Genomic DNA, 12,888 nt, shown 5'->3' on the forward strand with positions numbered 1-12,888 from the left:
TAAATAGATAGCAGCTAGTTATTTGATTGGTCTTTAATAATAAATATAAAGCATACTTTTAGTTACTTAAGCTCATGTGGCTATAGTTTAAAAGTATGCTTTTATAGTTATTTATAACCTGAATTCTTCTTGAAGCTCTTTGTTAATCATCACGCCAGCCTTGGTGCCTTCAGAGGCAGCTACAATTACCAATTGCATTTCCCGGGCCGCATCGCCTGCCACGAAAAGGCCTGGTATATTGGTTTGCTGATTTTTATAAGTACGTACTACCCCTTTGCTGGTAAAATCGCAGCCTAATTCTATACTTAAATTGCTGCGTTGTTCGTGGCCAGTACTAAAGAATAAAGCTTCACACGGAATGGTGGCACCTCCTTTCAGCACAATCCGTTTCAGCTCGGTTCCTTCTCCTTCTACCCGTTCAATAGGGGCTGTTACTACTTTTATGTGGTTTCGTTCCAGCACGGCAGCATCTTCTTTTCTTAAGTTCCGGATCCCATCCATAAATAAGGTAACATCGCTGCTCCAGGTTTTTAAGGACAAGGATAAACCAAAGCCATCCCGCCCTTTTCCATAAGCGCCCAGCGGTTTGTTTCTGGATTCCCAGCCATCGCAGTAAGGACAATGATGCACACTCTTGCCATTGAAGGGCTCGATACCTGGAATTTGTGGCCACCGGTCTTTTACACCAGTTGCAATCAGAAGCTTCCGGGAAAGGTAAATATTATTATCACTATCAGTTACCTCAAATAGGTTATTGTCGCGGCGCGCCTTTACAATTCTTCTGTCTTTCAGATCAACTTTATATTTATTCAAATCAGCGCGGACCAATTTTAAAAATTCTTTGGGATTAGTGCCGTCTCTCGAAATAAAGCCATTCATGGCATTTGAATAAGCATTCCGGTATTCTCCTGAATCAAACAAAATTACTTTACGCATGCACCGCGTCAGTAATAAAGCAGCACTTAAGCCGGCTGGTCCGCCGCCAATAATAGTTACATCGTACATAGCTTAAAAATAAGTAGCTATCCCTTAACGTGAAGCTTCTAAATAAGGATGATGAAACAGGCAGAAAAATATATAAATGGCTAAGTCTGCACCTCCAGGTTACAATTGTAAACATATATAGAGGTTTTGAAAGAAGCATTCTCAAGAGCGGTTGACACTACAGGGTAGAAAAAGAAAGCCCAAACATTGATTTGTTTGGGCTTTTGTAATGTGATAAACAAACGAAAATTAATGTGCCTGAAGCCAGTTTTCGCCTACCCCTATACCAATCTCCATCGGGACGCTTAACGGCAGCGCATGCTTCATCAGGTCTTCTATTTTAGGTTTAATGTAGTCCAATTCTTCTCTTGGGGTATCAAACACCAATTCGTCGTGTACCTGCAGAATCATACGGGTTTTTAGTTTTTCTTCTTCCAGCCAATTATGAATATTGATCATGGCAATTTTGATTATATCGGCAGCTGTGCCTTGAATAGGAGCATTAATGGCGTTGCGTTCGGCATATCCCCGAATGTTGGCATTCGCTGAATTTATATCGCGGAGGTACCGGCGACGGCCTAATAAAGTCTCTACATATTCTTGTTCGCGGGCCTTACTGATAGCCTCGTCCATATAGTTTTTTACGGCGGAGAACTCCTGGAAATAAGCATCAATAATATCAGCGGCTTCCCGACGTGATATATTTAACCTATCGGCCAGGCCAAAAGCTGAAATGCCGTATATAATCCCAAAATTGATGGTTTTGGCTTTGCGTCGCATATCAGAATCTACTTCATCTATAGGCACCCGAAATACTTTGGCCGCTGTGGAAGAGTGAATATCCAATCCTTTCTGGAACGCTTCTTTCATGGTGGCATCGCCGCTAAATTCAGCCATAATGCGAAGCTCTATCTGCGAATAATCGGCTGAAACCAGCAGGTAATTCTGATCCCGGGGTACAAAAGCTTTACGTATTTCCCGGCCTTTCTCTGTGCGGATAGGAATATTCTGCAAGTTGGGGTTGGTAGAGCTTAAACGCCCGGTGGCGGCAACTGCTTGGTTAAAAGAAGTATGTACGCGGCCATCCAGGTGGCAAATCAGTTGGGGTAAGGCATCTATGTACGTACTTTTTAGTTTAGATAATTCCCGGTGATCCAGAATAAGCTGGGCGATTTCATGTTTATGAGCCAGCTTAGATAAAATTTCTTCGCCGGTGGCATGCTGACCCGTTTTGGTCTTTTTGGTTTTTTCCTGAATGCCTAATTTTTCAAATAAAATCTCACCTAGTTGTTTAGGAGAACCAATATTAAAATTAGTGCCGGCAATTTCATAAATTCGTTTCTCCAGGTCGGCCATATAGCCGGAAAGTTCCTTCGATGACTCCGCCATGGCACTGGCATCAATACTTATACCTTCTTTTTCAATGGCGGCTAAAACCGGAATAAGTGGATTCTCTACCTCGTTAAATAGTTTCATCACCCCAGCTTTTTCCAGGCGGGGCTCAAAATATTGCTTTAAACGTAAGGTAATGTCGGCATCTTCGCAAGCATATTCATAAACTTCTTCGGGTGTCAAATCGGCCATGCTTAGCTGCTTTTTTCCTCTTTTACCTATAAGCTCGGTAATAGAAACAGGCGTATAGTTCAGGTAAGTTTCCGAAAGCAAATCCATGTTGTGCCGCATGTCTGGCTCAAGTAAATAATGTGCCAGCATGGTGTCAAAAATGCGTCCTTTTATTTCTATGCCATAACTTTTTAGTACCAGAATATCATACTTAATATTTTGACCGATTTTAACTATTGCGGGGTCTTCCAGCACAGACCGGAACTCCTCTACAACTTTTTGCGCTTCTTCTTTATTGTCCGGTAGGGGTACGTAATAAGCTTCCCCGGCTCTATAACAGAAAGACATCCCTAACAAACGAGCTGTAATGGGGTCGATGCTGTTGGTTTCGGTATCAAAAGAAATTTCTCCTTGCAGCTTCAAAAAGTTTATTAAGCTAGCCCGCAGCTCTGGTGTATTAATAAGATGATAATCGTGCAGGGTGTTGTTGATATCTTTCTTTTGCGTATTCTGAGCAGGAGCAGATTCCGGAATATCAGCTACCAAATCAGCAAGCTCTTCAAATAAGGAGGTTTGCTGATCAGATTTTTTACCTTTTACCATGGTGCGGTTAGCTTTGGCTGCGGGAGCTTTGGCAGGTTCGGCTAAGCTGGTGCCTAAAATTCGCTGGGCTAGTTGCCGGAATTCCAGTTCTTCAAATAATGCTTTCAATTTTTCAGCATCCGGTCCCCGGTACTGAAACAGATCTTCATTGAAGTCAATGGGTACATCTAAATGAATGGTGGCCAGTTCCTTCGAAAGTAATCCTTGTTCGGCGTATTGAATGATATTTTCGCGTTGTTTTCCCTTTAGTTCATCGGCATTGGCAATAAGATTTTCTACCGAACCGTATTTCTGAATTAGGGTTTTAGCGGTTTTTTCGCCTATACCTGGTATGCCCGGAATATTATCTACGGCATCGCCTTGTAAACCTAAAATATCAATTACCTGTTTTACATTGCTGATTTCCCACTTCTCACATACTTTTTTTACATCCAGAATATCTACCCCATTACCTAAAAAAGCTGGTTTATATAGAAAAACATGATTGGTTACCAGCTGGCAAAAGTCTTTGTCAGGGCTCATCATGTACACATCAAAATCTGCTTTTTCAGCTTTACAAGAAAGAGTCCCTATTACATCATCGGCTTCATAACCTGGTAATTCTAGTAAGGGAATATTGAAAGCCTCTACAATTTGTTTTACGTAGGGAATAGCAATGCCAATATCTTCGGGCATTGCCTGCCGATTTGCTTTATATTCTGTAAAGTTTTCGTGCCGGAATGTTTTAGCTGGTCCATCTATGGCCACTCCAATATGCGTTGGTTTTTCCTTAGATAAAACTTCAAATAAGGTATTGGTAAAACCGAGAGCGGCCCCGGTATTCATGCCTTTAGAATTAATGCGCGGGTTTTTACTGAATGCGAAATGCGCCCGGTAAATAAGAGCCATGGCATCCAGTAGAAATAGTTTTTTTGTTCTTTCGCTCATAGCCAAAATTAATCAGATTTTAGGAATAACCGCTAACGGCCAGGATAGTTAAAATTTAAATGTTGCAAACTAGGAGGCGTGCATTAAATAGAAGGGTGCTTAAATACTGTTCAATTAACCATCTAAAACTGACTTAAGTAAAAAGCTTTAAGTATAAATTTATTAAGAAAAAGCTATACGTATTTAGGTTTTTAGCGGGTGTTATTACTGAGTTTACGCCTTTAAATACTTAAAAACTAGGCTTTTATTAATGCAAGGGAATTTTTTCGCCTATCTTCAAGTAGTCTATAAAACAAAGGGAATTGGTTTTGGAAAAGCAGCAGTTAATTAACCCAGCAGAAATTGAGCAGTTAAATATTCACAATTGTCTGGAGTTGCTTAGAAAGTTACAAGACAAGGCAGAAGCTTCATATAATCTGCCCACAAGAAAGGCTTTATTAAAAAAGGTTGAAGCCAGAATATTAAAGCTGGTTGCTGTTAAGGAATCTGGAGGAGATATAACTGGAGTTTAAACTGACTTTTATAAAGTTTTTAATATATAAAGTTGTAATGCACTAAGTGGCTTCGGGTTGTATGTAAAAAGTACAAAAAACGCTGTATACGCGAAGTACTGATAGGGTTAAATAAATACGTAAAAACAGGGAGGCAAGTAACTTTTTAGCCTCTTTTTACTTATAAGAGGTAGTTTATAGATTAATTGAATTATGCCAAAAATAACAATAAATACAAATTCGTTTTTAGATAGAAAAAATACCATTGCTAACTATTCCTTTTCTGATTGTTTAGGACTATTGGTTAAGCTTCAGCAACTTGATAGCCAGGAGCTACAGTCTAATGCTAATAAGCAACTTATTGAGAGCTTAGAAGAAAGAATAAAATATTTGGCTCACAATAAAATGGCCGAAAGACCAGTTTCTTTTGCAGCACACCAGGCAGTATAAATAAAAATAGCTAATGAATTTAACTGACTTCAATACTTATTCTACTAAGTTGCGTGCAGAGATTGTGCAAGTCAGGGGATTATTGCTGGCACAACGCACCTTAAAGGAGTATAGAATTAAGTTATTTGCAGTTAAATGTTTCTTTGTAGAAATTTGGGTTTTAGAAGCAGATCAGAAGCAGGTGATAGAGGTTAGCGGGTTTAAGAATATAATTTGCCTGGAGCCATACCTGAACATGATTAAGTTGCCTTCCCTGTAAAACAGGCTTTCAAGTTTTAATTTTAAAAAAAGAAAAAGCACAGACTTAATGTCTGTGCTTTTTCTTTGTAGGTTACATTAGCTCTATTCTTGAAAATGCAGGTTATTTTTTAGATTTTAAGTTGTTTTTCCAGATAGGAACGTAATCGTAGGTAGGGTAAAACTCGGTATCGAAAGCTCCCCAGGCTCCATTCTCAATGGCTAAATTTAGTGGGCGTAATGCGGATGCAGGAATTTTAACTGTAACAACCTGGCCAATACCCATCATTACATACCATGAAATTACCCGCGCTTCTTTAGGCGGAAATTGTTCCCAAAGTTTATTCTCTTCCTGCTTTTTCTGAATTTCTTTTAAGCTTTTATCCTGCTGGTGTTTCAGAAAAATGGTAATCATAACGCTGTCGGAGGAAACGGAAGTTGTATTTCTTATTTGTGCACGGGCGGATGAGAGGTACAAAAAGCAGCCTGTAACTAGCAGAAATAATGATTTTAGCATGTTAAACACAGGTTAAGTTTAAGTACTACAATAAAACTATAGCAGTTACCAATCGCTGCTGGCCCCGCCGCCGCCAAATGAGCCGCCACCAAAGCCGCCAAAACCACCTCCGCCGCCACCACCAAAGCCTCCGCCTCCGCCAAAAGGACCACGGCCAGAAGAAAAATCACCGAAAATTACCGGAGGAAAGAAAGGTCCACCTAAAGTGCGCATTCCCCGGCCCCCTCTGCCGCCGCCACCCTTTTTACGGAAGTTTAATAAGATTATCAAGGCTAGGAAGCCAATTATCAACCAGAACATAACCGGCGAATCGCCTCCACTTGTGCCTTTAGGATCTGCTTTGTACTGCCCGCTGGCAACATCTATGATAAAACTGGTAGCCTCATCCAACCCTTTATAGTAATCTCCATTTCTATAATTTGGTTTTAATGTGTATTCTGTAATGCGTTTAGCAATGGCATCAGGCAAAATAGCCTCCATGCCGTAGCCGGTAGAGATATTTACCTTTCGCTCCTTTACAGCTGTTAGTATGATAACCCCGTTGTTTTTCCCTTTCTGCCCAATTCCCCAGGTCTCGGCTATACGGTAGGCAAAAGCGGCAATTTCATAAGGGCCAATAGAAGAAACATTCACAATGGTAATCTGGGTAGAAGTAGAATCATTGTAAGCGACAAGCTTTCGCTCCAGTGCCGCCACTTCGTCGGGTTGCAATATGCCAGCTAAATCGTTTACCAACCGCGGCGGATTTGGGCGCGGCGGTACATCTCCGGCCTCCTGTGCAGCCAGTGGTGAAACGGAAATGGTTAGGTAAAAGAATAGTAGCAGTAAGTTTTTCATAATATTTAGCGCAGGTATAACAACAGGGCAGGTACCCAAAACAAGGCAAGCCAAAGTTTACTACTCTTATTTATTCGGTTCCGAAAGAGATATTGTTATCCAGTTCGTTTGTGTCAGCACCTTCCTGGTACGGGAAGTAGGCTTTAAGTTGTTCTCCTGCCATTAGTATTCCTTTGCTTAAACCCTCGGCATATTTGCCTTGCTTAAAAAAGCCTACTACCAGATTTGTTATTTCGTGCCAGAAGTTAGGTGGAACAACAGCATTTATACCAGCATCGCCCAAAACAGCAAATTTATGACTTTTTAAGGCTACGTAGAACAAAACGCCATTGCGCAATTTGGTTTGGTGCATGTGCAAATAAGCAAAAACCTGAGTAGCACGGTCTAGTGTGTCTATTTCGCAGGTATTTTCTATATGAACCCGAATTTCGCCAGAGGTGTTATTCTCAGCTTCCTTAATGGCATTAACTATCTGTATTTCGTCTTCTGGCGTGATAGTGTCTTTCATTTTTCTTTACCTTCAGGTTTGGAAGAAAGACAGTAAAAAGCGGTTAGTTGCTTTTTACTGTCTTTCTTCCTATTGACCACCTTTAAAATTGAACGCTTGGAGCCCGCTGCGCATTGGGATCGGCTTCAAATGGCGTTTTGCGTTGGAACCCAAACCAGCCAGCAAAAATATTGCGCGGGAATGACCTGATATAGGTATTATAATCCTGTACCGCCCCATTGTAGTTCATCCGTTCCACTGATATTCTGTTTTCGGTGCCTTCTAGTTGGGCCTGCAACTCCAGGAAGTTTTGGTTAGCTCTGAGCTGCGGATAACTCTCAACAGTAGCTAATAGCCGGGAAAGCGAACCACTTAATTGTGACTGGGCAGCCTGAAATTTTGCTATGTTTTCCGGAGTCAGGTTTTCCGGACTTAACTGGATACTGGTGGCACGGGAGCGGGCTTCAATTACTTCTGTTAAAGTAGTTTTCTCGAAATTGGCCGCTCCTTTTACCGTATTTACCAGGTTGGGCACTAAATCGGCACGACGCTGGTAAGCGTTTTGCACCTGGGCCCATTTAGCACTCACATTTTCGTCCTTTGCTACCATTTCGTTATAGCCGCAGGAGGTTTGAGATAGGAGCACAATAAATCCGAAAAAATAAAGCAATAATTTTTTCATAGGTTTTATCATCAGTAGAAATTTTTCTTAAATAGTGATTGAAATAGAGGTACGAAATTAGCCAAACACAGTTATAAATATTAAGTATTTGCTATTTAATTTATAATTTGAACAAAGTAAAACTTTAGAAATTTTTAATTAAAAGAAGCTTGGTTAGAAAAATAAGGGCGCTAACCACATATTTTTTATATTGCGCTAAATAAAACCGTAAATATGAAGGCTATCATTCCCGTTGCTGGTATTGGTTTACGACTTCGCCCACACACCCATACCCAGCCTAAGGCTTTAATACCAGTGGCAGGTAATACCATTTTGGGCCACATCATCGACCGTTTATTAGCGGGTGGTATAAATCAGTTTGTTTTTATTATCGGGTATCTAGGCGAGAAAATTGAGGCTTTTGTAAAGCGGGAATACCCGCAGGTACAAACAGAATTTGTGGTGCAGGAACCACGGGAGGGTATTGGCCATGCCTTATACATTGCCCGCCATACCTTTGAGCAGGAAACAGATATTTTAATTGTACTGGGCGATACTATTGTGGAGACCGATATGGAGAAGTTGCTCAGCTTCCCGGGTACCATGCTGGCTGTAAAAAAGGTAGATACGCCTTCTTTATTTGGTGTTACAGAAATAGATGCTAATGAACAGGTAATTAAAGTTATAGAGAAACCAAAAATCCCGAAATCGAATATTGCTTTAGTTGGGCTTTATAAAATACACCAGCCTCACCTGCTTGTAAAGGCATTAGGTTTTATCATGCAGCAAAATATCAGGACAATGGGAGAATTTCATCTATCAGATGCCCTGATGCAATTGGTAAAGCAAGGTGAAAAAATGGCTGTACAAGAAGTTGATAGCTGGTTTGATTGTGGCCGAAAGGATACACTTCTGGAGGCAAATGCTATTTTATTGCATCGGCTGGCTTCTCAGCAAAATGAACAACCGCAGTTCCCTAATACTATTATTATTCAGCCAGTAAGTATTGGCAAAAACTGCACAATCTCTAATTCCATTATTGGGCCCAATGTTGCTATCGGCGATAACACCATTGTTCAAAATACTATCCTGCACGATTCTATTATTGGCTCATACAGCGAGCTCAGGAACACGGTTATGCACGATTCAATTGTAGGCAGCGACTCTTCGCTTCTGGGACTTAGCCATAGCTTTAACATTGGCGATAATACAGAAATAAACTTTAGTGAATAATCTTTTCGGATGAACAGGATTATGGGCCCATCTTATATCCAGTTTCCCCTCATTTAAGTAAGTATGATTTAGTGCAGTGGCCGGAGCGGCTAAAAAAGAGGATACTGGAGTATTTATAAAACTACTGGCGCTAGTTCGGTGACTGCGAAATATATTTTACCAGAAATTTAAATCAACTGATTTGCGAAGTGCCAGTAAAGAAGAATTAGCTTTATTACTCAACTTTCGGCGGGCAAAGCGGGGCATGCTTGAGGGTGGTTGAGAGGACCGTGAATCAGAAATCGGGCGGATTTTAGCCAATATAAACAAGCTATAGTCAGCTGAAGAAATTGAGCAGGAGATGTGGCAGGAGTTTCTGAAAGAAAAAAATAAATTTATTCTAAACTACTTAAATATATAATAAAGCTATTTTTCTGAGGTTTTATAAAAACCAGAACATGCCTTTCGTTAGCCCGTAAGACAGGTATAGTATTTTTGGTATTTAATTTGTTTAGATAAAATAAATCTTACAGATAAACCCGATACATGGCCAACACTACCCCTTACGTATTCCGGAAACTAACTGCAGTTTTTTTGCTGCTTTTGGTTTTTACCTTTTCCTGTTCTCCGGATAAAAAGCAAAAAGAGAACACTTCCCGAACAACTGCCAGTCCGGAAAAAAATAAAGTTGCGCCCGTGGCCACTAACAACATAAACCAGGTGAATGTTTACCTGGAAGTTTCGGGTAGCATGAAAGGGTTTATGCCCACCAATAAAGCGAATGGCATTACCGGATTTCAGAAAATTATAGATCCTTTTCTAGCCACTATTCAACAGAGCAATACTATTCAGCGCAAATCTTACTTCGAGGTACGGGAAAAACCATATGCTATTGACTATGAAAAACTAGCGCAAACGGTTCGGTACGGTATTCAACAATCGGCTAGCAGTACCACCATTCCGGCCATTCTGGATTCAGTTATTTCTAAAAACCCCGACGGCGTAAATATTCTTATTTCTGATTTTATTTATTCGCCGGAAAATGGACGGGCGGTAAGTTTTGTGGGCACTGATATTTATAGGGTTTTGTCAAAAGCCAGGCAGCAAGGGCAAGCCATATCGGTTTTCGCCTCAACTTCTGATTTTGATGGTACTTTTTACCCAGCCATTAAAACAGGCAGAAGAACCGTAGAAAAATGTTGCGAAACGCCCGTGCCGTATTATGTTTGGGTAATTGGTAAACCCGAAATGGTAAGTTTATTTAACCGGGAAGTAGTACGAAATGCATTTGCCGAAGAAGCGCATGCCGGTTTTTCCTTTGAAGCCCCTGCTTATTCTGTACTCGACAAATACCTGCCGGTTGGCAGCTGGTATTGCGCCTCCCGGAGTGGTAATTGCCAGGAAGTAGCTATTAGTGATTTAGGTTCGCCGGCCGAAATGGTGGTAGGCATTAACTTAGGCAATTTGCCAGCCGCGTTTGCCAGTGAAACTTACCTGAAACAAAATCTAAAAGTAGAAGCACCGAATACCGATATTAAGGTTACCAATATTTATCCGGCTGCCCAATTCAGAACTTTAAAAGGAGTAGCAGAAAAAAATACAGATCCTTTAAAGCCTTACACCCACTTTGTAAGAATTAAATTAACTAAGCTTAATGCTCCGCAAACCGAAGTGCATTTTACATTAGCTAATCAGCGTCCGGCTTGGGTACAGCAGTGGACTACTACCGACGATAGCCAGATAAACCAGGAAGGTGCCAAGACGTTTAACCTGTCGGGTATTATGGATGGAGTGGAACGTGCCTTTGGCACAGGAGCAAACGCCAATATTTTTGATGTGGTAGTAACGCTGAGAAAAGAAAAATAGAAGGCTTTTATTCTATTGCACAGATTAAACTTATCATAAATAACTTAAAACGTATTACATAAAATATGCTACCTGGATTTTTTAAATTTATTTACGAGCTGTTCCTTTCGTCTCCACAACCGCCGCAAACGCGTCCAATTTTTTGGAACGAAATTTTCCCGACTGTGGGTCTGGTAAATATTGCCTTAAGCTTATTGTTTATGGCCATATTCTATTACCTCATTAATCATATTTTACCAATAGCCTTTTTCAAGAAGGCTGGCCATTGGGCTATATTTTTATTCCTGAATGCGGCCTTAAATTTTTGGTTTGCTTTGCAATACTGCGATGGGAAAGAGGTAGAGCAAAATTCATATGTGTGGAGTTTTTGCACAGTTAATGCCATATATGCAGCTATATTCTATATACTTTTTTCTTTCCTTTTCCGTCGCTGGTCTCGTGGAGCCAGTACAACCCCATTCAAATTTTAATTTGAACATTGCTATAGCAAGTATCCTCACTTGCATTATTGTAAATTAACTTAACTAATCCGTGGTCTTTGGACTGTGGACTATTGTACTAAAGACTATGTCTAAACTATTTATATTCGGAATTGGCGGAACAGGTTCCCGGGTTATCCGGTCCTTAACTATGCTTTTGGCAGCAGGTGCCGAAATTAAAAACTGCGATAAAGTAGTTCCCATTATTATTGATCCGGATGCTCAGAATGGCGACATGAACCGAACAGTAGAATTACTAAAAGTTTATCGGCGCATACACAAGCATTTAGGTAGCAACAGATCTGACGGGTTCTTTAAAACAGATATTAGTACTTTGTCTGGTATTGCCAATGATACCGATGGCGTAGTACAGGATACCTTTGTTTTTGATTTTGGCGGGATCAACCAGCGCTTCCGCGATTACATTCATTACAATAACTTATCTCCTGGTACCAAAAGTGTAGTAGATTTATTGTTTACCGAAGATAACCTGGAAAGCCCGCTTACCATTGGTTTTAGAGGAAGTCCTAATATTGGTAGTGTAGTATTAAACAAATTGGTGGACTCAGCCGAAATTCAATACTTCGCGAAAAATTTCCAGAAAGGTGACCGGATCTTTTTTGTTAGTTCAATTTTTGGCGGTACAGGTGCTGCCGGTTTTCCGCTCTTGCTTAAGAACTTAAAAAATTCTAATTCACCATTAGCTAATGCCGGATATATTCAGGATGCCTTAACTGGAGCTATTACGGTGCTGCCATACTTTGCTTTACAAGCCGAAGATGGTAGTGTAATCGACTCCAATACTTTTATTACTAAAACCCGAGCGGCGCTTTCGTACTACGAACAACACCTGAATGGGCTGGAAGCTTTGTATTACATTGCCGATACGCCGGATGCCCCTTACCAGAATCAGCCGGGTGGTAGCGGTCAGCAAAACAAAGCCCATATTATTGAGTTGCTTAGTGCGATGGCCGTGCTGGATTTTATGGACTATGGCCAGCCAGATTTTGGATCAGAAACTATTTACCATGAATATGGCTTGAGCGAAGATGCTTCGGAAGTGCAGTTTGGGCATTTATCGCCGGAGTCAAAAGATAAAATAGCTGAAAGCCTCAGCCGCTTCCTATATTTTGCTAAATATTTCAATAGTTATTTACGCGAGGACACCGATTCGCCTTACTATAAAAATTTAGAGCTTAATAATTTATTGGGCAGGGAGCCGCTGTTTAAAGACCTTGATAAATTAATCAACAGCAATGATTTCGGCTTCCTGAACTGGTTGAAAGAATTAGGTAATAACCGTCGTTCTTTTGCCCCCTTCAACCTAGATACTGATGATTTTAACCGACTTATCCGGGGTAAAGAAATCGTTACGAAGGCTTGGAACCCATTTGACAAAGGTATTAGCCATGGTTTTTTCCGGAACGAGCTGGATGCCACCGAGAAGAAGCTTAATGAGCCCGACCGGTTCCGCAAATTTGTATCCTTATTTGAAGAAGTTACCCAAAAGGCTTTCAATGAGAAAGTAAAAGCGGTGTAGTATAGATTTTCAGGAGTGAATAAAGAGAAAGCTC

At 40.6% G+C, this 12,888-nt stretch carries 13 protein-coding genes; 7 read left to right on the top strand and 6 right to left on the bottom strand.

Annotated features, from left to right (window positions below):
* Positions 1-111: 111 nt before the first annotated feature.
* Positions 112-1,005 (bottom strand): NAD(P)/FAD-dependent oxidoreductase, encoded by an 894-nt coding sequence (locus tag ADHAQ_RS0114785; RefSeq protein ID WP_026463594.1) that lies wholly within the window; start codon positions 1,003-1,005, stop codon positions 112-114.
* A 228-nt stretch (positions 1,006-1,233) separates the two neighbouring features.
* The gene (gene polA / locus ADHAQ_RS0114790; RefSeq protein WP_026463595.1) at positions 1,234-4,077 is read right to left on the bottom strand and encodes a DNA polymerase I; all 2,844 of its coding nucleotides are present in this window, start codon (positions 4,075-4,077) and stop codon (positions 1,234-1,236) included.
* Between the two features lie 308 nt (positions 4,078-4,385).
* On the opposite strand from polA, the gene ADHAQ_RS0114795 reads away from it, so the two are divergent.
* The 3 genes from ADHAQ_RS0114795 (at position 4,386) to ADHAQ_RS0114805 (ending at position 5,277) form a co-directional block, all read left to right on the top strand.
* Positions 4,386-4,589, top strand: coding sequence for a hypothetical protein (locus ADHAQ_RS0114795; protein ID WP_157433428.1), 204 nt, complete (start codon positions 4,386-4,388; stop codon positions 4,587-4,589).
* A gap of 192 nt (positions 4,590-4,781) precedes the next feature.
* Positions 4,782-5,018 (top strand): hypothetical protein, encoded by a 237-nt coding sequence (locus ADHAQ_RS0114800; RefSeq protein WP_026463597.1) that lies wholly within the window; start codon positions 4,782-4,784, stop codon positions 5,016-5,018.
* Positions 5,019-5,031: 13 nt separating this feature from the next.
* Positions 5,032-5,277 (top strand): hypothetical protein, encoded by a 246-nt coding sequence (locus tag ADHAQ_RS0114805; RefSeq protein ID WP_026463598.1) that lies wholly within the window; start codon positions 5,032-5,034, stop codon positions 5,275-5,277.
* Positions 5,278-5,379: 102 nt separating this feature from the next.
* Here the strand turns inward: ADHAQ_RS0114805 and ADHAQ_RS0114810 are convergent, their stop codons facing one another.
* From ADHAQ_RS0114810 to ADHAQ_RS0114825, 4 genes are all read right to left on the bottom strand, one after another.
* On the bottom strand, positions 5,380-5,772 hold the full coding sequence (locus ADHAQ_RS0114810; RefSeq protein WP_034256844.1) for a hypothetical protein: 393 nt from the start codon (positions 5,770-5,772) through the stop codon (positions 5,380-5,382).
* Between the two features lie 45 nt (positions 5,773-5,817).
* Complete coding sequence (locus ADHAQ_RS0114815) at positions 5,818-6,609, bottom strand: TPM domain-containing protein (RefSeq protein ID WP_034256845.1); 792 nt, start codon at positions 6,607-6,609, stop codon at positions 5,818-5,820.
* Positions 6,610-6,679: 70 nt separating this feature from the next.
* The gene (locus ADHAQ_RS0114820; RefSeq protein ID WP_026463601.1) at positions 6,680-7,117 is read right to left on the bottom strand and encodes a TPM domain-containing protein; all 438 of its coding nucleotides are present in this window, start codon (positions 7,115-7,117) and stop codon (positions 6,680-6,682) included.
* An 82-nt stretch (positions 7,118-7,199) separates the two neighbouring features.
* Positions 7,200-7,778, bottom strand: coding sequence for a LemA family protein (locus tag ADHAQ_RS0114825; RefSeq protein ID WP_026463602.1), 579 nt, complete (start codon positions 7,776-7,778; stop codon positions 7,200-7,202).
* Positions 7,779-7,991: 213 nt separating this feature from the next.
* Between ADHAQ_RS0114825 and ADHAQ_RS0114830 the strand changes: the two genes are divergently transcribed.
* The 4 genes from ADHAQ_RS0114830 (at position 7,992) to ADHAQ_RS0114845 (ending at position 12,854) form a co-directional block, all read left to right on the top strand.
* Positions 7,992-8,990, top strand: a complete 999-nt coding sequence (locus tag ADHAQ_RS0114830) for a sugar phosphate nucleotidyltransferase (RefSeq protein WP_026463603.1) — start codon at positions 7,992-7,994, stop codon at positions 8,988-8,990.
* Between the two features lie 525 nt (positions 8,991-9,515).
* Positions 9,516-10,835, top strand: coding sequence for a hypothetical protein (locus ADHAQ_RS0114835; protein ID WP_026463604.1), 1,320 nt, complete (start codon positions 9,516-9,518; stop codon positions 10,833-10,835).
* A gap of 65 nt (positions 10,836-10,900) precedes the next feature.
* Complete coding sequence (locus ADHAQ_RS0114840; RefSeq protein WP_026463605.1) at positions 10,901-11,305, top strand: hypothetical protein; 405 nt, start codon at positions 10,901-10,903, stop codon at positions 11,303-11,305.
* A gap of 97 nt (positions 11,306-11,402) precedes the next feature.
* The gene (locus ADHAQ_RS0114845) at positions 11,403-12,854 is read left to right on the top strand and encodes a hypothetical protein (RefSeq protein ID WP_026463606.1); all 1,452 of its coding nucleotides are present in this window, start codon (positions 11,403-11,405) and stop codon (positions 12,852-12,854) included.
* Positions 12,855-12,888 lie beyond the last annotated feature (34 nt).

Origin of the sequence: Adhaeribacter aquaticus DSM 16391, assembly GCF_000473365.1 — a bacterium.
Classification (GTDB): Bacteria; Bacteroidota; Bacteroidia; order Cytophagales; family Hymenobacteraceae; genus Adhaeribacter; species Adhaeribacter aquaticus.